This window comes from Streptomyces sp. NBC_00080, from assembly GCF_045041255.1.
In the GTDB taxonomy this organism is placed as follows: Bacteria; Actinomycetota; Actinomycetes; order Streptomycetales; family Streptomycetaceae; genus Streptomyces; species Streptomyces coriariae.
In genome coordinates, this window is record NZ_CP108235.1 from 4362667 (window position 1) to 4383544 (window position 20878).

General features: G+C 72.6%; 18 protein-coding genes. 8 read left to right on the plus strand and 10 right to left on the minus strand.

The window, feature by feature from the left end:
• Window positions 1-31: 31 nt before the first annotated feature.
• A complete protein-coding gene (locus OHU34_RS19400) occupies window positions 32-466 on the minus strand; it encodes an Asp23/Gls24 family envelope stress response protein (RefSeq protein WP_142265436.1) in 435 nt (144 codons plus the stop codon).
• Window positions 467-671: 205 nt separating this feature from the next.
• On the opposite strand from OHU34_RS19400, the gene OHU34_RS19405 reads away from it, so the two are divergent.
• On the plus strand, window positions 672-1451 hold the full coding sequence (locus OHU34_RS19405) for a hypothetical protein (protein WP_405767476.1): 780 nt from the start codon (window positions 672-674) through the stop codon (window positions 1449-1451).
• 73 nt (window positions 1452-1524) lie between these two features.
• Here OHU34_RS19405 and OHU34_RS19410 read toward each other — a convergent pair whose 3' ends face one another.
• Window positions 1525-2256 carry a L,D-transpeptidase gene (locus tag OHU34_RS19410; RefSeq protein ID WP_142265434.1) on the minus strand — a complete coding sequence of 244 codons (732 nt, stop codon included), beginning with the start codon at window positions 2254-2256 and terminating at the stop codon, window positions 1525-1527.
• Window positions 2246-2782: a SigE family RNA polymerase sigma factor gene (locus OHU34_RS19415; RefSeq protein ID WP_142265433.1), complete on the minus strand. Its 537-nt coding sequence runs from the start codon at window positions 2780-2782 to the stop codon at window positions 2246-2248. The genes OHU34_RS19410 and OHU34_RS19415 overlap by 11 nt, the downstream gene beginning before the upstream one ends.
• Window positions 2783-3045: 263 nt before the next feature.
• On the opposite strand from OHU34_RS19415, the gene OHU34_RS19420 reads away from it, so the two are divergent.
• Both OHU34_RS19420 and OHU34_RS19425 read left to right on the plus strand, forming a co-directional pair.
• Window positions 3046-4170 (plus strand): sigma factor-like helix-turn-helix DNA-binding protein, encoded by a 1125-nt coding sequence (locus OHU34_RS19420; protein ID WP_405767479.1) that lies wholly within the window; start codon window positions 3046-3048, stop codon window positions 4168-4170.
• A complete protein-coding gene (locus tag OHU34_RS19425) occupies window positions 4167-6002 on the plus strand; it encodes a transglycosylase domain-containing protein (RefSeq protein ID WP_405767481.1) in 1836 nt (611 codons plus the stop codon). Before OHU34_RS19420 ends, OHU34_RS19425 begins: the two co-directional genes overlap by 4 nt.
• A 44-nt stretch (window positions 6003-6046) precedes the next feature.
• Here the strand turns inward: OHU34_RS19425 and OHU34_RS19430 are convergent, their stop codons facing one another.
• Together OHU34_RS19430 and OHU34_RS19435 are read right to left on the minus strand one after the other, a co-directional pair.
• The gene (locus tag OHU34_RS19430) at window positions 6047-7339 is read right to left on the minus strand and encodes a HupE/UreJ family protein (protein ID WP_405767483.1); all 1293 of its coding nucleotides are present in this window, start codon (window positions 7337-7339) and stop codon (window positions 6047-6049) included.
• A 5-nt stretch (window positions 7340-7344) separates the two neighbouring features.
• Complete coding sequence (locus OHU34_RS19435; protein ID WP_405767485.1) at window positions 7345-8556, minus strand: DUF3500 domain-containing protein; 1212 nt, start codon at window positions 8554-8556, stop codon at window positions 7345-7347.
• Window positions 8557-8680: 124 nt separating this feature from the next.
• Between OHU34_RS19435 and OHU34_RS19440 the strand changes: the two genes are divergently transcribed.
• Both OHU34_RS19440 and OHU34_RS19445 read left to right on the plus strand, forming a co-directional pair.
• Window positions 8681-9430 (plus strand): response regulator transcription factor, encoded by a 750-nt coding sequence (locus tag OHU34_RS19440; RefSeq protein ID WP_142265428.1) that lies wholly within the window; start codon window positions 8681-8683, stop codon window positions 9428-9430.
• Complete coding sequence (locus OHU34_RS19445; protein ID WP_405767487.1) at window positions 9427-10887, plus strand: ATP-binding protein; 1461 nt, start codon at window positions 9427-9429, stop codon at window positions 10885-10887. Before OHU34_RS19440 ends, OHU34_RS19445 begins: the two co-directional genes overlap by 4 nt.
• Window positions 10888-10955: 68 nt before the next feature.
• Here OHU34_RS19445 and OHU34_RS19450 read toward each other — a convergent pair whose 3' ends face one another.
• The 3 genes from OHU34_RS19450 to OHU34_RS19460 form a co-directional block, all read right to left on the minus strand.
• Window positions 10956-11354, minus strand: a complete 399-nt coding sequence (locus tag OHU34_RS19450) for a DUF5994 family protein (protein WP_230195038.1) — start codon at window positions 11352-11354, stop codon at window positions 10956-10958.
• A gap of 226 nt (window positions 11355-11580) precedes the next feature.
• The gene (locus OHU34_RS19455) at window positions 11581-11775 is read right to left on the minus strand and encodes a hypothetical protein (protein ID WP_020129254.1); all 195 of its coding nucleotides are present in this window, start codon (window positions 11773-11775) and stop codon (window positions 11581-11583) included.
• A 359-nt stretch (window positions 11776-12134) separates the two neighbouring features.
• Window positions 12135-13556, minus strand: coding sequence for a DUF2252 domain-containing protein (locus tag OHU34_RS19460; protein ID WP_230195039.1), 1422 nt, complete (start codon window positions 13554-13556; stop codon window positions 12135-12137).
• A gap of 316 nt (window positions 13557-13872) precedes the next feature.
• Between OHU34_RS19460 and OHU34_RS19465 the strand changes: the two genes are divergently transcribed.
• The 3 genes from OHU34_RS19465 (at window position 13873) to OHU34_RS19475 (ending at window position 20102) form a co-directional block, all read left to right on the plus strand.
• Window positions 13873-14283, plus strand: a complete 411-nt coding sequence (locus tag OHU34_RS19465) for a hypothetical protein (RefSeq protein WP_142265424.1) — start codon at window positions 13873-13875, stop codon at window positions 14281-14283.
• Window positions 14284-14791: 508 nt separating this feature from the next.
• Window positions 14792-18982, plus strand: a complete 4191-nt coding sequence (locus OHU34_RS19470; RefSeq protein WP_405767491.1) for a hypothetical protein — start codon at window positions 14792-14794, stop codon at window positions 18980-18982.
• 349 nt (window positions 18983-19331) lie between these two features.
• Entirely contained in the window at window positions 19332-20102 is a 771-nt protein-coding gene (locus OHU34_RS19475; protein WP_142265421.1) for a glycosyltransferase family 2 protein, read from the plus strand.
• Here the strand turns inward: OHU34_RS19475 and OHU34_RS19480 are convergent.
• Together OHU34_RS19480 and OHU34_RS19485 are read right to left on the minus strand one after the other, a co-directional pair.
• Complete coding sequence (locus tag OHU34_RS19480; RefSeq protein WP_020129245.1) at window positions 20092-20277, minus strand: ferredoxin; 186 nt, start codon at window positions 20275-20277, stop codon at window positions 20092-20094. The two genes, OHU34_RS19475 and OHU34_RS19480, sit on opposite strands and share 11 nt — an antisense overlap.
• Window positions 20278-20302: 25 nt before the next feature.
• A complete protein-coding gene (locus tag OHU34_RS19485) occupies window positions 20303-20803 on the minus strand; it encodes a hypothetical protein (protein WP_142265420.1) in 501 nt (166 codons plus the stop codon).
• Between the last annotated feature and the right edge of the window lie 75 nt (window positions 20804-20878).

Genomic DNA, 20878 nt, shown 5'->3' on the forward strand with positions numbered 1-20878 from the left:
CACTCAAGGCCGGCTGCTCCGCGCGCCCCGGCTACTGAATGCGCTGCCGCTCTTCCCCTTCGTCCTCCTCGTCGGCCGGCAGCTTCACGTCGCTGACCGTGATGTTGACTTCCACCACTTCCCGACCCGCCATCCGCTCCACCGCGGAGATCACGTTCTCCCGCACCTCGGCGGCCACGTCCGTGATCGAGACGCCGTAGTCGACGACGAGCTCCAGGTCGATGGCCGCCTGTAGCTCTCCGACCTCGACACTGACCCCGCGCGTGGCGGATTTGCCACTGCCGGCGCCGGGCACCCGCTCCCGCATGGCTCCCATCGAGCGGGCGAGTCCACCGCCCAGGGCATAGACGCCGAGCACGTCCCGTGCCGCCATTCCGGCGATCTTCTCCACCACCACATCGGCGACGGTCGTCCGGCCGCGAGAGCCGGGCGCACCGCCGACTTTTACGCCGGTGTTCTCAGTCATCGGGACATTCCTCCCTCAAGAGGCCCACCTATCACTCACCGTTGATATTGTAGTCGTTTTAGTATGTTTTGACCGAAATGTATGCCGCGAGGGGAGCGGTCCGACGAGTGGCCCGAACGTCCCGCCTGGGGCCCTCGCGGACACTCCGAGCGCAGTGTGGGCGGGACGAGGACCGCAGCCGTGGGAGCAAGAGGGTGAGAGGGCGGTGAAAACCGAGGCGTGGACGCAGGCAGGACGGCACCAGCTCGACCTCGGTCGGTTGCTCCCGCTCGGCGGGCCGGGCGACGGGACATGGATCACCGAGCGAGCGGCCGTCGGGGTCCTGGGGCGCGCGGCCGCCGTGATTCCCGGTGTTCGGCTGGAGTCCCTGCGCATCGGGCCGGTACCGCTCGAGCCCGTGTCCGAGCCGGTCGTGCGTCCGCCGGCCAGCGCGCTACCGCCCGGCCCTCTCAGGATCGAAGCCGCCTTCGCGGCATCCCTTGACCGGCCACTGCCCGAAACCGCCGCCCAGTTGAGGAGTGCGCTGCTCGGTGCGGCCGCCGAACGGCTCGGCCTGGCCACCGTCACAGCCGACCTGCGCGTCACGGATCTCCAGGTGGGCTCGGAGACGGTCGTCAGGTCGCCAACCTCAACGAGGTCCACGGAGCCCGCGCCGGAAGCGGCTGCCGCAGCCCCAGCCGCGCGAAGCTCGCCCCCGGAGACCGGAACAGGACCCACGCGGGGACCCGTCGGTGAGCTGGCGGACGTCGCGACGGCTGTTCCGGGCGTCGCCCGCCTCACCGCCGTGTTGGGAAGCCGCCCGGTCAAGGTGCAGGACCACGACGATCCACCCGGCCGCCGCATCGAGGTCCAACTCTCGGTCGCCCCAGGACACCAGCCACTGGAAGTCGCCCGCGCCGTCCGGGCCGCCGTAGCCGACGCAGCCACCGCTGAGGCCCCGGGCCCGATCACCGTCGCCGTCCTCGTCGCGGAAACCGCGACCTAGTCAACCACTCGTCGACAACGGCTCGTCGACAACAGCTCACCGCATTCGGCCCGATGCGGTCCATGCTCCGGCCTCACCCCCGGCGCAGGCTCCCGGCGGATCGGGACGCTGTGGTGGCGGGGGCCGTGGTGCTGGGTGAGGGGGTGGCTGTCGGGGTGGGGCCGGTGGTCACCGAGATGCTGGTGCCGAGGCGGATCCGGGCGTAGAACCACCGGGCGTCCTCGGTGCTGAGGGCGATCACGCCGGCTGTGACGTCGTAGTCCCCCCGAGCCTCGACGTCCGGGGCGAAGGCGCCGACGTAGAGCAGGCCGCCCTTTCCGTCGCGCAGCTGGACCGCGTACGCGACGTTCACCACGGTGGCGCCCTTGGCGGCCAGGTCGGCGGCCAGCGCTATCCGGACCGGCTTCGCGACCACCGTCATCGGGGTCGTGCTCGTGGGCCCGGGCGGGAGGTCGAACGTCGAGAGGATCGGCATCATCCGACCGCCGAACGTGAGGTCGCTCCCGGGCAGGTCGAGCGTGCCGGAGGCGGGTATCGGGGTGGCCGGCGACGGCGGGGCGGAACCCGAAGACGCCCCGGCGGCGGTTCCGCGCCCGGCCGGGCGGTCCGGGTCCTCGCCGAGATGCAGGGTCAGGGCGAAGCCCAGCAGCGCGAGGACCGCGGTCCCCGCACCCAGGGTCGCGGCGGCACGGCGGCGACGCCTGCGGCGCAGCGCCCGGGCACGTGTCGCGGGGCCGCCGACGATCGGAGCGGTCGCCCGGGCGGCGGCCAACTCGCGTAGCGCGGCCGACAGTTCATCGGACACGGCGGCTCTCCTTCCGGACCGGCCCGTCGGCCTCGTCCACGTGTCCGTCGGCGTCGTCCTCCGCGAGTCGCTTCGCCAGCTCTGCCCGCCCCCGGAACAGCCTCGCCTTGACCGTCCCCACGGGCGCGCCGGTCTCGGAGGCTACCTGCTCCACACTCAGGTCGCACAAATGGTGCAGGACGATCGCCATCCGCTGGGCCTGGGGGAGTTCGCGCAGGGCGGCCACGAGCGCGGTGCGCTCGGGACCCGGGCCCGGGGTGGATTCGGGCGGCGGAGTGCGCCGTACGAGTTCCAGCCAGCGCCTCGCACGCCGCCAGCGGCTCACCGCCAACCGCATGGCCACCGTGCGGATCCACGCCTCGGGAGCGCTGTCCGACAGGAAGTGCTGTCGCCGGTCCCAGGCCCGTACGAACGCTTCCTGCACGACGTCCTGGGCCTCCCCGTGGTCTCCGGTGAAGGCGTAGAGCTGTCCGGTCAGCCGGGGGAACGCGGTCGCGTAGAACGCGTCGAACTCGTCCTCGGTCATGCCCCCACCGGAATCTGTGCCCTTTCCTTGCAACCCCGCCACCTCCGTCGTGCGTACAGGTCGCGTAGGTCGCGTAGGTCGCAGCCGGCGAAGCGCAACCCCACCAGGAAGACGGCGTACACGGGTTCCAGGCTCCCTCTCCCCTGACGACGTTGGCTCACTGCCTGCTCAACCTACTTGCACGACCGAACGGTTGCCCGACCAGGACGGACGGCCCCATGCGTCCGGCCACGACCGAGTTCCCGAGCCGAAGGACCGCCCACGTGCCACCGACCCCCGACGTACTCCCCGGCCGCCCCGTCCGCCCCGTCCGCCCTGTCCGCCCTGTGCGCCCCGTGGTACTCGCCGCCGCCGGCCACGACTTCGCCGCGTACGCCCGGGCGCACTGGTCCCGGCTGGTCGTGACCGCTCGGCTGCTCACCGACGATCCCGGGGCCGCGGAGGAGCTGGCGCGGAGAACGCTGGTGCGGATGTACGCACGGTGGCGACGCGTTCCGCGCAACGACGTGGACTTCCATGTGCGGCGCTGTCTGGTGCGCACCCATCTGCGCCGGCCGCGCGGACGACGGGCCGCGCGACGACGGGCTGTTGTGGTGCTGCGGGTCTGGGAGGGGCTGGCGGACGCGGAGATCGCCCAGCTGCTGGGCTGCTCGGTGGGGGCGGTGCGGGCCCATGCCAGACACGGTCTGAAGGAGGCCGGCACCGGCCCCGGGCACCTGCGCGAGGAGTTCACCCGTGCCGCCGCCCGGAGCGTCGTCCCGTCCGAGGTCCCTCTTTCCGACATCCGGGCAGAGGGCCGCATCCGGCGACGACGTCGCCTTGCCGTGGCCTCGGCCGCCTGCGCGGCGCTGCTCATCCCCGTCGCCCTCCTCGGCGCCGACCGTCTCGGGGGCGGCGGTGCGCAGGACGGGACGTCCGGAGCCCGGTCGGGGGACGGCAGTCGCCAGGCCACGAGCCCGATCCGGGTCGTGGCGCCGGGCGAGCGGGTGACCGCCGGGGCGGGGGTACGGATCTGGCTGACGGCCGACGGCGCGCACTGGTCGGTGCCCCTCCCCGGGGACGACAGCGACCACCCCCTCGACGAACCGGGTGTCTCCCTCCGGGTGGACAGCGTGACCGGCGGGTTCTTCCTGTCTGGCCTCTTCCACGGTCTGAGCGGCGATCCGGGTCGCGTCGAGGTGAGAACCGGCGACGGCGGCAGAACCACCGCGAAGGTCCTCGTCCTGGCGGGCAGCCCGGGGTGGGGCATCTGGTACGCGAGCACGCCACTGCCCAGCAGGAACGTGCAGGCGCTCCTCTCCATGGACGGCGACGATCGGGTCGTCACGGTGTACGACGCCGCCGGCAGGGTCGCCGTACGGTCGGACCGCGAGTGGTGGCGGATATGAACCTGGTCGAGGACGGGAACCGGGACGGGGACGGGGACAGGGGCGAGCCGGACGGGCCGCCTCGACCGGGGCGCGCCGCCCGGCGGCCGGGGAAGGGGATGCTGTCGAGGCGCCGGCACCGTGAGCGCGCGCCGCTGCGGATCCGGTTCCGGCGCAACCGCGGTCGGCGGCTTCGCCGGCTGCTCTACGCCTTCCTCACGCTGCTCGCCACGCTGTGCGCGGCGGCCGTCGTGGCGTACCACCTGACGTCCATTCCGAAGCCGCACCCCGAGACCGTCACCCAGAGCACCGTGTTCCTCGACGCGGACGGCGCCTATCTGGGCCGGCGCGGACCGGTCGACCGGCAGGACATCCCGTTGTCCGCGGTCCCGCGGCATGTGCAGGAGGCGGTGATCGCCGCGGAGAACCGTTCCTTCCGTACGGACAGCGGGATCTCGCCGAAGGCCATCACGCGGGCCGCGCTGGCGACGCTGACGGGCGGCGACCCGCAGGGCGGCTCCACCATCACCCAGCAGTACGTGAAGAACGCGCTGCTGAGCCCGGAACACTCGTTGGCCCGCAAGGCGCGTGAGGCGCTCATCGCGATCAAGCTGGACCGCACCCACACCAAGGACGAGATCCTCGAGGGCTATCTCGACACCGTGTACTTCGGGCGGGGTGCCGCCGGGATCCAGTCCGCCGCGCGCAACTACTTCGGCGTGGACGCGAAGAGCCTGACGGTCGCGCAGGGTGCCGCGCTGGCGTCCATCCTCAACATCCCCTCGTACTACGAGAAGGCGGGCTCCGATCCGAAGGTGACCGCGAAACTGGAGAACCGCTGGGAGTGGGTGCTCGACGCGATGGCCGCGAGCGGAAGCATCACGGCGAAGCAGCGGGCCGCGGCGCGTTTCCCGGCGTTCCGGTTCTATCCGCCGGGCGAGACCGAGGGGCAGCGGCAGTACCTGATCGACGTCGCCGCGAAGGAGGCCGCCGACCGGCTCGGCATCACCGAGGACCGGCTCGCGAGCGGCGGCTACAGCGTGACGACCACCTTCGACCTGGCGCTGCAGGACAGCGCAACCCAACTGGCGCAGAAACACCCGGGGGGCGAGAAGGGCGTGCGGGTGCACACCGCCGTCGTGGGCATGGTGCCCGGCGACGGAGCGGTGCGGGTGCTGTACGGGGGCTCGGACTATGCGCGGCAGTCCTTCAACGACGCGGTGAGCGGGGCGGTGGAGGCGGGTACGGCGCTGGATCCGTTCAGCGAGGTGGAGCACCCGGGCGAGCCGTTGGGCAAGCTGCTGAGGAAGCCGGCGCCGACCCCGCTGGACCTGGCATCGGTGTACGCGACGGTGGCGGCGGACGGCAAGTACACCGGCCCGTACACCGTCGCTCGCATCACGAAGGAGGGCCGTACCGTCTACCGGGCGCGTCCCGACGTGCGGCAGGTCCTGGACGAGAAGGAGGCGCTGGTGGCGGGCGCGCGATCCGGGGCCGGACCGACGCCCGTCGCCGTTGCCGTCGATGCAGATGCCGATGCCGAGGTGGCCGCGGGCTCGGCGGAGGCGAAGGGTTTCGCCATCGCCGGTGCGGGCGGCGGCATCACCCGGCGGACCGTGTGGACCACCGGGTACGACGGCCGACTCGCCCTGACGGTCGCACTGTTCGCCGACCGGGCAGGCAGCAAGAAGGGCACGACGGTGCCCGCGCAGCTGCCGAACGAGCCGTCGCCGACGGAGTTCGCGCAGAGGGTGGCGGCGGGGATCTGGGATGCCGCCACCTCTCAGGGCGAGGCGAAGGGCGGGTCGAAGGGTGCCTCTGAAAATGCCGCCGAAAGGGACGCGGCGAACTGACGTGGAGAGTGGCGGTGAGCCTGGCCGGGCCCTGATCTCCGTGCCTACTTTCCGGCCACCGCCCAGGGCACCCCACGCCGGAGGCGGGCCGCGACGGCGAGGGTCGCGACCGCGCCGGCGACGAGCAGAGGGTGCCCGACCAGCCATGTCTGAGCGCCCTCGAACGGGTCGCCGGCGGTCAGCTTCGCGCGTTCGAGCATCCAGGACACCGAGAACACGAGCCCGATGACGGCCACCGCGATGCGGAACGCGGGGTAGACGGTCGTGCGGGACAGCACGAGCAGCGACGGCATGATCAGGGCGACGACGAGCAACTGGGTCAGTTCGATGCCCAGGTTGAAGCCCAGCAGCGTGGTCACGAGCGACCCGCGGTCCAGGCCGAGGTCGCCGATGAGCGAGGCGAACGCGAGGCCGTGGACGAGCCCGAAGCCCGCGGCGATGAGCACCTCGCCTCGCGCCACCAGCGGCCGTATCGCGTGGACCGCGGAGACGGCGATGGAGAACGCGATCAGCGTCTCGACCGGCCGTGACGGGACGTGGATCACTCCCGAGGCGGCCAGGGCGAGGGTGAGCGAGTGGCCCAGGGCGAACGCCGACACGACGTGCACGACCCGTACGAGACTGCGGCGCGGCGAAGAGTCTCCGGCGTCTCCGGCGACTCCGGTGCGCCATCGGCCGGTGGTGGCCACCAGCGGGGCGGGGATGAGCAGCATCAGCAGGAACAGCAGATGGTCCGCGCCCTCACCGACATGCTCGATGCCGAGCCCCGCGGTGGTGACGAAGCCCTTCAGCCAGGAACCCTCGTCGACCGGGACCCGCAGGCTCTTGGTGTCCCAGTCGAGGACGCCGAGGGTCTCGGCGTCGTCCGTCTTGAGGATGCCGCGGTCGAAGTCGTACCGGACGGTGGCGATGACCTTGTGGGTGAGGAGTTCCTCGACGATGACGTCGTAACGCAGACGGAAGTCGGTGACCCGTCCGTCCGGCGGGCGGATGGTGAGCGGGTAGACGAGGTGCGCCGTCCCGTCGATCGTCCGCACCGACCCCGTGCCGAGTCCCACGGTCCAGGGGGTGCCGTCCTCGCCGACGGCGCTGATGTGCTGCGCCGTGTAGCGCTTGAGGAAGGACCGGTCCTCGCCGAGCACGCCGGCGGGGGTGAGGTCGCGGTCGACGGCGATCGCCAGGCGGTCGACGGGCAGTTGTACCTCGCCTTCGACCCGGTCGTCACGGATGTCGAGCAGGACGGCCGAGGTGCTCATCGGGTGGGCGGCGGCCGGCGACGCGAGGCCGCCGACCAGCAAGAACGCCGAGAGCAGCAGGGCGGAGACGAGACGGCGCACGGACGTCACTCCCAGCCGTAGTCGGAGGTCTCGTCCCGGAAGATCGTGTGCTGGTGGATCTCGTCGGTCGAGGCGCCGGGCTGGTTGGAGAACTCGATCCAGGCGGACGGCCCGTCGAGACGGACGTACGTCTGGTCGTTGTCGATGGTGGTTCCGCCGCTCCAGCCGATGTACGTCTCGTCGTACTCGGCCACGTACTTGGCCAGGAGGCGTGCCGCGGCCTTCTCGTCCAGGTCGTCGACCCAGGTGCGCAGCATCGCGGTGACCTTCGCCTGCTGCTTCTTGGTCAGGCTGCTGACGAGGACGCCCTCGGGTTCGGTCGGGAAGGGACCGTCGTTGCCCGGGCCGAGGTAGAGGTCGTCGAAGCTGCCGTCGATCTCGGCGGCGGCCAGTTCGTCGGCGGTGAGCGACTGGACGGCGCCGATGGTGGCGGCCCGCTTGTCCGCGAGCGGGGCGTAGGCCTTGTCGTCGAGGATGAACTCCTCCGGCTCGACCGCGGTCAGGGTGGGTGACATGGTCACGTTGCTCCCGGCGTAGGTGATGTTGTACGCCGCGTGGTGACCGCCGTACTGGACGGTGAACTCGCCGGTCCTGCTGGGCTGTCCGAAGAAGGAGAGGTAGTACCACTCCGAGCCGAAGTTGGCGCCGCCGCCTCCGCCGCCGGGACCGCCGGGACCGCCGGTGGCGCCATCGGTCGGGGCTCCGGAGGGAGGCGTGCGGGTGGCGGTGGGGGAGGCCGACGCGCCGTCACCGGTGTCCTCGCTGTCCGACAGCGACGCGAGGTAGTCGTCCGCCTTGCGGATCTCGACGAGTTCCTCGTAGCCCTGCTTGCTGAGCGCCGCCTCCATGACCTGCATGGCCGCCGCGTCCTGCGCGTCGGTGAGGTCGCCCAGCTTCAGGCCGTTGCGTTCGACGACGGGCGTCGGGAAGTTCGACCAGCCGGTCTTCTTCGCCTCGTCGTCGAAGTCGTAGAGGACGGCGTCCTTCTGTTCGTCGGAGAGCGTCGCGAGGAAGGCATTGGCGGCCTTCACGACCTCGGCGGTGTTGGCGCCACCGGCTCCGGTGCGGGCCGCGGAGGCCGGGACCGCCTGCTTGGCGACCGTCGCCGAGGCGGATCCCGGGTCGAACGCGAGACAGCCGACGGTACCGAGGGCGATGCTGAGGCACGCGGCGAGCACCACGGGCCGGCGCAGAACGGGGCGGGTGTGGGAGGACATGGGGCTCCTGTGGCCTGAGGGTGGTGGGGTCCTCCATCGTGGGAGAGCGGTCTCAGAGCGCGGCCGGAGCCAGTCCGGAATTGGATGAGAAGGGGCTCACAGAACGCTGTGCGAGCATGCGCGCATGCCGGAACGTGTCCTCGTCGCCGACGACGATCGTGCCGTCCGCGAAGCCGTCGAGCGGGCGCTGGAGCTGGAGGGGTACGACGTCGTCACCGCCGGTGACGGCGTGGAGGCCCTGGTCCTGGCCCGCAGGGAGTCCTTCAGCGCGCTCGTCCTCGATGTGATGATGCCGCACATCGACGGTGTGGCCGTGTGCCGGGTGCTGCGCGCCGACGGTGACCGCACCCCCGTGCTGCTGCTCACCGCGCGGGCCGGGATCCCCGACCGGGCGAACGGTCTGGACGCCGGCGCCGACGACTACCTGCCCAAACCCTTCGAAGTGCCCGAACTGCTCGCGCGTCTGAGGGCGCTCCTGCGTCGGGCCGTGCTGACGGCATCGCCCGCCTCGCCGGCCGAGCGGAACAAGGAGGGCGCCGAGGGCGACGCGGTCGAGGAGGGCTCGCCCTCGGGTGACGTGCTGCGGATGGCTTCGCTGCGCATCTCCCCCGGTACGCGGCGCGCCTGGTGGGGAGCGGCGGAACTCCGGCTGACCAGGACCGAGTTCGACCTGCTGGAGCTTCTGGTGCGCGACGAGGGGCTCGTTCTGGACCATGCGGCGATCTACCGGAGCGTCTGGGGTCCCGACGCCGGTGTGGACGCGAAGAACCTCGCGGGATACATCGGCTACCTGCGGCGCAAGCTCAACGATGCCGGGGCACCCGACCTGATCCGCACGGTACGCGGCGTGGGTTACGCGGCGCGGCGGCCGTGAGTCTGCGCTCGCGGTTCGCGCTCGCCTTCGCCGCCGTCGGTGCCGTGGTGGCGGTGACGGTCGGTGCGCTGAGCTATCTCGCCGCCTCCGACAGCGTGTTCGCGGAGGTCGACCGGACCCTGCGGTCGACCACCGTGGCCCTGACCCGTGGCATGGAGAAGCGCCAGGAGGAGACTCCGGCCGCCCCGGCCGGCCAGAGCCCCGGCCGGGATCCCGACACTCGGACCCCCGCCCCCTTTCCCGGGCTGGACCTGCCCGCCCCGGGCGGTGAAGCGGCACCGCAGCCGGTCCTGCAGGCCGTGGGCCGGGACGGTACTCCCATCCGCCTGAGCGGCCCGCTGGCGAAGCTGCCGGTGTCCGACGCCGCGCGCGCCCTCGCCGCCTCCGGTGAGGCCGGGCAGTCGGACACCACCGAGATCGACGCGGGCGGTCACAGCTACCGCCTGCTGACGACCGCACTCGGCGAGAGCCGCGGCGCCCTCCAGGTGGCCGTCCAGGTCGACCAGACCCGCCAGGTGCTGGCCGGCATGGCGCGACAGATCGCGGCGGTCAGTCTGGCGGTCATGCTCGTCGCGGCGGCCGCGGGCCGGCTGCTCGCCGGACGCGTCACCCGACGGCTGGCCCGGCTGGCCGAAGTCGCCGAGGAGGTCAGCACGGACGGCCGCGTCACTCACTACGCCACGGAACCGGTGGACGGACGCGACGAGGTCGGGCGGCTTTCCGCGTCCTTCAGCACGATGCTCGGCCGCATGGTCGCCGCCCGCGAGGCCCAGGAACGGCTGGTGCACGACGCCGCCCACGAGCTGCGGACCCCCCTGACCAGCCTGCTGGCCAACGCCACCGTGCTGCACCGGGTCGGCGAGCTGTCCCCCGACTCCCGCGACCGGCTCCTCGACGACGTCCGGCACGAGACGCGCGAACTCGGTCACCTCGTCGACGAACTCGTCGAACTGGCCTTGGCGGGCGGCCGCGAGGAGACCGAGGAATCCGTGGACCTGGCCGAGGTGGCGCGGCGAGCGGCGCGGCGCGTGTACCGGCGCAGCGGACGCCTGGTCCACGTCGACGCCGACGGCTCCGTGGTCCGCGGCCGCCCTCAGGGCCTCGAACGCGCGGTGGGCAATCTGCTGGAGAACGCCGCCAAGTTCGACGCCGACGGCGACGAGCCCATCGAGGTGCGCATCCGCCGGGGAGCGGTCACCGTCCACGACCGGGGGCCCGGCATCACCGCCGACGACACGCGTCGCGTGTTCGACCGTTTCTACCGGGCCGACAGCGCTCGCGGTCTGCCCGGCTCCGGACTCGGCCTCGCCATCGTCCACGACGTCGCGGAGGCCCACGGCGGCTCCGTGTCGGCGGGTGCGCGGCCCGGCGGTGGCGCCTCGGTGGGCTTCACGGTGAGCCGGTCGCGTCTTCTGCCGGCCTCCCGCCCACCGACGGACGCCGTGGCGGCGGACTGACCGAGCCCACGCGTCCGGGCAGGACACCTCAGGGGTGCGGCGCCGGGGGTGCAGTCGTCCGAGCGATGTCAGGAGTGAGCGTCTGCCGCGGCCGCCATGGACAACTGTGCGGCCTGCTCGGTGGTGTCCGGAGGGACGACCAGCAGATCCCAGCGCCCTTGGCCGGGCGCGAGCAGGACGACGGTGTCCGGGGCGGACGCCGTCACGGTTCTGCGCAGTCGTACGACCTGGTTGCAGACGAGGGTCCGGCCGGGCGTCGCGGACCACTTCGACCCGCTGACCGTGACGCTGGTGACCTGGCCCCACTCGGGCGGCAGTCCGCCCAGGAGACGGGGGAGTTCGGTGAGCAGGTCGTAGGAGCGGGGCCACCACGCACCGTCGATGGGCCGTGGCATGGCGCCTCGGGGCGCCAGGCTCAGGCGGAGGAGGGGATGGGAGGGAAGCGGGGGCTGTAGTGCGATGGTCATACCTGCTCCTGTCGGCTGCCGTACGGCGGTCGCGTCAGTGGGCGGTGTGCAGTGGGCGGTGGGCAGTGATCGGCGGGCAGGCGTGAACAGCCAGGACCTTGCGCCTCGGTGGGCGTGAACCCGTCGGGAAGCACGCTTCGTTCGGGGGTGGGCCCCTCCGGCGAGGGCGCGGTCGGGGGAAGCGCTGCCCTGCCGGAGGGGGACGGAGGTGCCGCGGGGGCGGCCATCAGCGGCTTCTGCCGTCCACGAAGGACTGTCCGCGCGAGCCGTCGTCTTCGCGCCTCGCGGGAGAACTCCCGGTGTCGTCACAGGCGAAGAACCAGCGGAGCGCGTCGGCGGCCTGCCGGGCGACCGCGGGGTAGGACGACACCCTCGGCGCGGCCGAGGCACGATCGGACCGGTGAGCGGCTTCGGCTGCCATAAGGCGGAACCTGCCTCGAGCGCGGAGCACCCGGTGTGGTCGAACCAGGAGGACGAGACCGGCCTGAACGCCGGTATACGAAGGATCCTCGCTCCACCAACCTACTCCCCCGCGCCCCGGGACGACGCGGATCCATGACGACGGTCCGCTCCGGGACCTCGGGCCGGGGCCCGCCGCGCCGTCACCGTTGCGGCGGCTCAGGAGAAAGGTCGTGCTGGATCGGCCAGAGGCAGGTGGCCTGCGGCAGGTGGCCTGAGGCGGTGGGACGGAGGCGGTGGGACGGAAGCCTTCCGCCCGGCCGGTGCGGGGTGCGGGGTGCGGCCGTGAGCCACCTCCGCGCCTGTCGGGCGCGCCCGCCTTCAGGCCGCCTGGGCCGGCAGTCGCCCCTCCTTGACGGCGGTGACGAGTGCCTCGTGGTCGCGCTCGTTCTGGTCGGCGTACTGCTCGGCGAAGGTCACCAGCGCCCGGTCGAAGCTGTCGCCCCCGCCCAGGTAGGCGGCGATGGCGATCCGGTCGCCGGATCTCGCGTGGGCCCGGGCCAGCGTCGCGCCGCACAGCGCGCCGAAGGTGCGCATGCCGCGGGGCACCATGTCCTCGGCCACGGCGACCCACTTCCAGTCCCGCAACTGCCGTACGTAGAAGTCCCGTCGCCGGCCGTCGATGCCCTCGACCCGCTCCCAGCCCAGGAAGATGTCGCTGGTGGCCTGCATCAGCCGCTGTCCGGCGACCACCCGCTCGCCCTGCGTCCGGTACGTGCTCACCCCGGCGAAGGGCGCCAGCACCGACTCATCGGCCTCCTTGGCCTGTAGGAACAGCGGATCCTCGTCGTCCCTGCCGAGCAGCAGCACGATCCAGCAGCGGGTGCCGACGCTGCCCACGCCGACGACCTTGCGGGCCATGTCGGCCACCCGGTACTGCTCCAGCAGGTACCGCCGGTCCGACTGGATGGACTGGCCGTAGCGCTCGATCAGCCGACGGATCCCCTTCTCCACGTCGCCACCGCGGCCTTCACCGGGCAGCAGGTCGTCGAGCCGGGTGATGAGCGGGGGGTCGGGGGCGATGAGGCGCCTGCCGTCGACGACGTGGGTGAGCTTGTCGAAGACCTGGAGGGTGTCGTGCGAGAGCGCCTTGGTCACGGCCTGCGCCCACCGCTCGCGGCCCCGCGCCGACAGGTCCGCCCCGAACCGGTCCCGTACCCAGTTGACGTCGAACTGGGCGTACCAGACCGCCAGGTTGCCGAGTCCGGCGAAGGACCGCATGCTCTCCCGGTACGACCGCACGGTGGCCCGTACGATCCTGGCCCGCTCCTTCGTGCTGAAGCCGTTCGCCCGGCCCGCGATGACGAGGCTCGCGGCCAGGCGCTTGACGTCCCACTCCCAGGGGCCCGGCAGCGTCTCGTCGAAGTCGTTGATGTCGAACATGAGGCGCCGCTCGGGTGAGGCCAGCAGCCGGAAGTTCAGCATGTGGGCGTCACCGCACAGTTGGGTGCGCAGCCCCGTTGTGGGGGTGTTCGCGAGATCGGACGCCATGATGGCGGCGGCCCCCCGGTAGAACCGGAACGGCGACTCGGACATCCTGCTGTAGCGGATCGGCACGAGGCCGGGCAGCCGGGTCGCCGACTGCTTCTCGATGATCTTCAAGGGGTCCGGCCGCTTCGGTCCGGGCGCGAACTCGGCGTGGCTGGAGCGGGGCGCGTTCGCGCGCGCGGCCTTGCCGAGCGCGGCCCGTTCCTTCGGGGCGCGGTGCCGCACGTCGTGTCCGTCCAGTTGGTTGTCGGTCATGGCTGCGGCTCCGTGGGGTGGTCTCGCCGGACGCCCGGGGCGCCGACGAAGGTCATGGCCATGGCGAGGTCGGGGGCTCCCTTCGGCCGATCATGAGCGGTCCGCGTGCCGGCGCCTCGACGGGAGCGCGGTCGGCGTCGTCCCGTGCGAGCGCCCGGACGCCTGCCGCATCGCCGGTGTGTCCGCTTACAGGGCACCAGGGATCCGCGCCGCAAACTTCACCCGCCCCGGGTGATCTCCCCGCGCCGGCCACGCCACAGGCTCGGAGAAGGCAGTGCCGCACATCGCGCATCACCGACGAAGTGAGGAATCCGCCATGACCACGAGCACGGCACACCACAGGTCGTCCGCGTCCGAAGCGACCGCCGGCGGGCTGGTGACGTTCGCCGGCGTGATGCTGTTCATCGCCGGTGTCCTCGATCTGTTCCGAGGCATCATGGCCATCGCCGACGACGACATCTACGTCTCCACCCCCAACTACGTCTTCAAGTTCGACCTGACGAGCTGGGGCTGGATCCAGCTCGTCCTCGGCGTGATCGCCATCGGCGTGAGCGTCGGTCTCTTCTCGCGTGCCACCTGGGCGCGGGTCGTCGCGGTCGGCATCGCGGGGCTGCTGATCATCGCCAACTTCCTGTCGATCCCGTACTACCCCGTCTGGTCGCTCACCCTGATCGCGCTGTACGCCTTCGTGATCTGGGCCCTGTGCACGGCCCCGCGGGAACGCTGACGCGTGGGCGGCCGGGTCGCGGTCGGCCCGCCGAGCCGCCACCCGGCCGGCCCCCGGACTGCCGGCCGCCGCGATCCTGATCCCGCGGCTCCTCCCCGACGTCTCACCGCGCAGGGTCGTGCGGTCCGGGGTCCTCGCCCTGTTCTTCACCCACCGGGTCCCGACGACCCGGGCTCGACCCGGCGGTAGCGGGGAGCCCTCGTCCTCCACCGTCGGCTCGTCGAAACCCGAGGATCGTCACACGCCGCACCGTTGGCCACCGGTCCCTCCCCTCGTGCGGACCGGTGACGAACGGTGCGGGTGGAGTCGACCACGCCATGACGGCGCGGTTCGCGCGCCGGGCGCGCGGTCGCCCGCGTTACGCCCGGTTCATGCGCTTCTGCCTCCGGATCCTGCCAGCTGAGGCCCGAACCGAGGAGGATCCGATGTCCGGTCAGCCACTTAACCGCAGGTCAGCCATATAAAGTGGTTTTTCCGGTCCGGATTGCAGGTGCGGGGGAAGTTAGGGGTGGAGGCCTTGAGTTCCGACTCGGGCGCACGCACAGCCTTCGCGGAACGACTCGCGCTGCTGTACAAGGAGGCCGGCAACCCACCGCTCAAGCGCGTGTCCGAGACGGTCGCCCGACTCCAGCGGGTCGACGAGCGGGGACGGCCCGTAAGGGTGTCCACCCAGCGGATCAGCGACTGGCGACGGGCCAGGAACGTACCCGCCCAGTTCGCCGCCCTCGCCGCCGTACTGCACGTCCTGATACCCGAGGCACGGCGCGCGCGGCCCGCACCGGTGTCCACCGGGCTGTACGACCTCGGCCAGTGGCAGCGGCTGTGGGAGCGGGCGGTGGCCGATCCGGTCCTCGGCGACACCCCCGTCGCCCCGGTGACGGAAGAGGAAGGCGAGCGGCCGGCGGCCGAGGCTCAGGGTGTCCCCGGAGGGGTGTGCCCCTATCGCGGGCTCGCCTCGTACCGCGAGCAGGACGCCCGTTGGTTCTTCGGCCGGGAACGGAGCACGGACGCCCTCGTCGCCCAGCTTCGCGCGGCGGAACGGACGGGCGGCCTGGTCATGCTGGTCGGCGCCTCCGGGGCGGGCAAGTCATCCCTGCTCAGCGCCGGTCTCGTGCCCGCCCTCCAGAACGGTGCGGCCGGTACGGCAGCCGACCGGCACCGCAGCGGCCGGGCAGCCAAGGCCGACGACTCCGCGCGGGTCCTGCAACTGGTGCCGGGCGCCGATCCGCTCGCCGAGCTGACCAGCCGTATCCCCGAGCTCGCCCCTTTCACCACATCGGCATCGGCCTCTGCCCCTGGCTCGACCTCGGCACCGACCACAGCCACGGCTCCCGGCGGGAAACCCGGCACCCCCGGCTTCGCGCGGGCCGTCCGGGAGGCCGTCACCGCCTGGGCGCGACGAGACACGGCCGCCTCCTCCGAAGCGTCCACCACCTCCGAAGCGTCCGACCTCTCCGACCCCTCCGGTCTCTCCGACCCCTCCGGTCTCCCCGCCCGCCCCGTCATCATCGTCGACCAGTTCGAGGAGGCCTTCACCCTCTGTCCCGACGAGGCGGACCGGCGCCTCTTCATCCAGCTCCTGCACGACGCCTGCACCCCTGCCGGCCCCGACCCCGGCACGGACGGCACGCCGTTACCGCCCCCCGTCCTCGTCGTCCTCGGTGTCCGCGCCGACTTCTACGAGGAGTGCCTCAGCCACCCCGAACTCTCCGACGCGCTCCAGCACCGGCACATGGTGCTGGGGCCGTTGTCCACTTCGGAGCTGCGCGAGGCGGTGACCGGGCCGGCCAGGGCCGTGGGGCTGGAGCTCGAGCCCGGGCTGGCGGAGCTGATCATCCGTGAGGTGACCGTCGACGGTCCGCGCGGAGCGCACGCGGGCGCGCTTCCCCTTCTCTCGCACGCCCTGCTCGCCACCTGGCAGCGCCGGAAGGCGGGACGGCTGACACTGGCCGGCTATCGCGCGGCGGGCGGCATCCAGGGCGCGGTGGCGGCGACCGCCGAGCGGGCCTGGTCCGGGCTCGACCCGGCGGCGCGTACGGCCGCCCGGCTGCTCCTGATGCGGCTGGTCCGGCTCGGCGAGGACACCCAGGCCACCCGGCGCCGGGGCACCCGTCGGCAGCTGGCGGAGGAATCGGCCGATCCCGGCAAGACGGAGGAGTCGCTGGAGGCCCTGGTGCGCGCCCGGCTCGTGACCCTCGACGCGGAGACCGTCGAGATCACCCACGAGGCGCTGCTGCACGCCTGGCCGCGGCTGCGCGACTGGATCGACGAGGACCGCAGCGACCATCTGCTGCGTCAGCGGCTGGAGGAGGACGGCCGGGCCTGGGACGGCTCGAACCGTGACGCGGCGCTGCTCTACCGGGGCTCCCGGCTGGAGCAGGCCCACAGTTGGGCGAAGTCCGCCGGCGACACCTTCCTGACCCGCAGCGCGGTGGAGTTCCTGGCCGCGTCGGTCAGGCTGCGCAGGCGCATCGTGTGGATCAGCCGGGGCGCCGTGTCGGCGCTGGTGGTGCTGGCGATCCTCGCCGTCGGCGCGGCCGTGGTCGCCTGGCAGCAGCGCAACGACGCCGTGTTCGAGCAGGTGGTCGCGGAGGCCGACCGCGTCCAGTACACGGATCCGTCGCTGTCCGCGCAGCTCGACCTGGTGGCGCACGACCTGCGGCCGGACGACGCGGGCACCAACAACCGTCTGATCTCGATCGTGAACGCGCCGCTGGCCACACCGCTCCTCGGCCACACCGGTGCCGTCTACCTCACCTCGTTCAGTCCGGACGGCAAGGTCCTGGCCACCGCCAGCTACGACCGGACCGTCCGGCTGTGGGACGTCGGCGACCGGTCCCGTCCCAAGCCCCTGGGCAAGCCCCTCACCGGCCACCGGAGCTGGGTGAGCAGCGCGGTGTTCAGCCCGGACGGCCACACCCTCGCCGGCGCGGGCGACGACGGCACCGTCCGGCTGTGGGACGTCCGGGATCCCGCCCGCCCGCGCCCGCTCGGGAAGCCCCTGACCGGCCACACCGGCACGATCTACCTGCTCGCCTTCAGCCCGGACGGGCGGACCCTGGCCTCCGCGGGCGAGGACCACACCGTCCGGCTGTGGGACATGACCGCACCGGGCCGGCCGAGGGCGCTCGGCGCGCTGACCGGCCACACGGCCGCCGTGCGCTCCGTGGCGTTCAGCCCGGACGGCCGGACCCTCGCGGCCGGCGGCGACGACAACACGATCCGGCTGTGGGACACGACGGACCCGCGCAGGCCTGAGCGCATCGACAGGGTCCTGGCGGGTCACACCGACACCGTGCACTCGCTGGACTTCAGCCCCGACGGGGACACCCTCGCCAGCGGCAGCGCGGACGACACCATCCGGCTGTGGAACGTGACCGACCCCGGCCGGGCGACCCAGCTCGGCCCACCGCTCACCGGGCACACAGGACCCGTGTGGTCGGTCGCGTTCAACCCCGCCGGGACCATGCTGGCCGCCGGCAGCGCGGACAGCACGGCCACCCTGTGGAACGTGAGCGACCCGGCGTACCCCTCGCAGGTCGGCGAGCCGCTCGCGGGGGGCAGCGGCGAGATGTACGCCGTCGGTTTCAGCCCCGACGGCCGGACCCTCGCCACCGGCAACGGCGACAGCAAGGTCCGGCTCTGGTCGATCCCGACGGCGGACATGATCGGCCGCAGCGGCGCCTTCCGGCCGGACGGGCGGGTGCTGGCCACGGCCGCCCGCGACGGCAGGGTCCGGCTGTGGAACGTGGCGGACCCCGACCGGCCCGTCACACTGGGCGCGCCCTTCATGCCCGACGACGGCAGCGAGCGCACGCTCGCGTTCTCACCCGACGGCCGTACGCTCGCGGTGCTGACGGCCAACCGGGCGGTGTACCTGTGGGACGTCACCGACCCGGCCCGGCCGGTCTCCGCGGGGCCGCCCGTCGAGCTGCGCACCCGGTTCCTGGGCCCCGACGCACTGGCCTTCGCGCCGGACGGACGCACGCTGGCGACCGCCTACGACGACCGCACCATCCAGCTGTGGGACGTCGGCGACCCCGCCCACGCCACCGCGCTCGGCTCCCCGCTCACCGGGCACAAGGGGTTCGTCAACGCCCTCGTGTTCAGCCCGGACGGACGCACCCTCGCCAGCGGCAGCGCGGACCACACCGTACGGCTGTGGAACGTGACCGACCCCCGGCACACCACGCCCGTCGGCAAGCCGCTCACCGGGCACGTCGGCCCGGTCAACGCGCTCGTCTACAGCCCGGACGGCCACACGCTGGCCAGCGGCAGCGACGACGACACGGTACGGCTGTGGGACGTGACCGACCCGGCGCAGGCGTCCCGGCGGGGCTCGCCCCTCACCGGCCACACCGAGGCGGTCGTGTCGCTGACCTTCAGCCAGGACGGCGACACCCTCGCCAGCGGCGGCAACGACAACACGATCCGGCTGTGGAACGTGACCGACCCGACCGGGGCCTCCCCCATCGGGCAGTCGATGAGCCCCAACGCCAAGACCGGCAACTTCCTGTCCTTCAGCCCCAGCAGCCACATGCTCGGCGTCTCCAGCGGCGCCGACACCGTACGGCTGTGGAACCTGGACGTCGACGCGGCGATCAGCCGTATCTGCGCGACCACGCGAGGCGTGCTGACGGCCGACAAGTGGCACGAATACCTGCCCCGGCTCTCCTACGAGCCGCCCTGCGAGGACTGACCGGGAGAGTGATCCCGATCACAACGGCGGAGCAGCTGAGAAGTCGGCTCCCGCCGACCCGGCCACCTTGTTAGCCTTGGCCATAGCCCGGTCGCTGGTGCATCCCCCGTCGCCAGCGACCGGGCCTTTTCCTGCCGTTCTCCCGGCCGGTCCCGCGTTCCCCCGCCCCCTTTCCCGCCCGGCCCGTCCCGGTGAGCCCCCTCGGTGCACCCTCGGTGAGTTCCGGTGACCGGGAGTCGTAGGCTGGCGAGGTGCCGATACCCAGCAGAGTGATCGCGGTCCGTGACCACGGGGGGCGCGAGCGCTCAGGGCGCCTGGATCTCCCGGAACTTTGCCCGGAAGTGCCCTCGTGAGCCGACGCATCGTCATAGTCACCGCAGTGCACGCCCCTTCGGCCCGGTATCTGCCCGAGGCCTACGAGTCGCTGCGCACCCAGGAGTTACCCGCGGGCTGGGACTGGCGCTGGGTGATCCAGGAGGACGGCACGACGGACGAGGTCGCGCCCCACATCCCGGACGACACCCGGGTGACCTTCCGTCAGGGACGTCCGGGCGGACCGGGAGTCGCCCGCACGATCGCGCTCGCGCACGCCGAGGGCGAGTACGTGAAGGTCCTGGACGCCGACGACCGGCTCGCGCCCGGCACCCTGGCCCGCGATCTGGCCGCCCTGGAACGGGATCCTGGCCTCGGCTGGGCGACCTCGAGCGCCCTGGACCTCCTGCCGGACGGCTCCACGATCGGCTTTCCCGGCGATCCCGCCGAGGGGCCGATCGAGCGGGGGGCCGTCCTCGACCACTGGAAGGCGAACGGCTTCCGCGCGCCGGTGCACCCCGCGAGTCTCTTCGTACGGCGGGACCTGCTGACCGCGCTCGGCGGCTGGATGGCCCTCCCCGCGTCCGAGGACACCGGTGTCCTGCTGGCGCTCAACTCGGTGAGCCGCGGCTGGTTCTCGGCGCGGACCGGGCTGCTCTACCGCAAGTGGGACGGTCAGGTGACGGGCCAGTCCGCACATGTCGACCCCGTCGAACGGGAGGCGCGCATGGCGGTGGTGGAGGCGCGGACCCGCGCGCTGGAGTCCTTCCGCTGGAGCTACCCGCCCGGGGGCGCCCTCAGAGACTGATGGCCTGCGACGGGCAGCGCTCGGCCGCGTCCCGCACCTCCGGGTCGTCGCCCGTGTCCTCGCGTCCCGGGACGACGGCTCCGAACCCGTCGTCCGCCGTGGTGAAGACGGAGGGCAGGCGGAAGGCGCACTCGCCGGAGCCGTAACAGAGTTCGCGGTTCACGGAGACCGTCATACGACGTGTCTGCCCTCCGGCCCCCTCACTCAACCGGCCCGCCGGCCAAGGCCATCCAGTGGGCGACCCTGCGCAGCGTGGCCTCGTCCACCTGGTCGACCAGGGTCCGGACGGCCGTCACGTCGTCCGGCGCGAGATCGTAGAGGCCCGCCTTGCTCAGGCCCGCCATGAGGACCTGGTGCCGGCGGTCCTCCATGCGTTCCGCGAGCTTGGCGTGGCCGGGCCGTGCGGCGCCGTCGCCCGGCGGCGGGGGCGCGGCCTCCGGCGCGGCCGCGGCCGGGGACGGGTCGTAGCGCTGCCACTCACCGTCCTTCGGCCCCCACAGAGCGACGGCGACCTCGTCGCCCCGGGCCCGCTTGACCTGCGTCATCTCGCCGATCGCGTACAGCACGGGGGTGCGGTCGGGGGATTCGGCGCCCGGCCGCCACGAGGTCGAGGCCGGGTCGTAGAACATCGCCACCCAGCGGGGGACGCCCGGCGGCTGCGGGCTCGGGGGACGGGTCGGACGATCCGGTTCGGTCTCCATGGCGCTCGCCCCTTCCGTATCGGTATCGGCGTCGGCGTCGGTATGGGTGATGGCTTCAGCACGCCAGGGCGACCA

Excerpts from the sequence above, each read along its gene's own strand:
- OHU34_RS19400 (WP_142265436.1), bottom strand. The coding sequence starts at position 466 with ATGACTGAGAACACCGGCGTAAAAGTCGGCGGTGCGCCCGGCTCTCGC.
- OHU34_RS19415 (WP_142265433.1), bottom strand. The coding sequence starts at position 2,782 with ATGACCGAGGACGAGTTCGACGCGTTCTACGCGACCGCGTTCCCCCGG.
- OHU34_RS19425 (WP_405767481.1), top strand. The coding sequence starts at position 4,167 with ATGAACCTGGTCGAGGACGGGAACCGGGACGGGGACGGGGACAGGGGC.
- OHU34_RS19435 (WP_405767485.1), bottom strand. The coding sequence starts at position 8,556 with ATGTCCTCCCACACCCGCCCCGTTCTGCGCCGGCCCGTGGTGCTCGCC.
- OHU34_RS19440 (WP_142265428.1), top strand. The coding sequence starts at position 8,681 with ATGCCGGAACGTGTCCTCGTCGCCGACGACGATCGTGCCGTCCGCGAA.
- OHU34_RS19450 (WP_230195038.1), bottom strand. The coding sequence starts at position 11,354 with ATGACCATCGCACTACAGCCCCCGCTTCCCTCCCATCCCCTCCTCCGC.
- OHU34_RS19455 (WP_020129254.1), bottom strand. The coding sequence starts at position 11,775 with ATGGCAGCCGAAGCCGCTCACCGGTCCGATCGTGCCTCGGCCGCGCCG.
- OHU34_RS19460 (WP_230195039.1), bottom strand. The coding sequence starts at position 13,556 with ATGACCGACAACCAACTGGACGGACACGACGTGCGGCACCGCGCCCCG.
- OHU34_RS19465 (WP_142265424.1), top strand. The coding sequence starts at position 13,873 with ATGACCACGAGCACGGCACACCACAGGTCGTCCGCGTCCGAAGCGACC.
- OHU34_RS19480 (WP_020129245.1), bottom strand. The coding sequence starts at position 20,277 with ATGACGGTCTCCGTGAACCGCGAACTCTGTTACGGCTCCGGCGAGTGC.
- OHU34_RS19485 (WP_142265420.1), bottom strand. The coding sequence starts at position 20,803 with ATGGAGACCGAACCGGATCGTCCGACCCGTCCCCCGAGCCCGCAGCCG.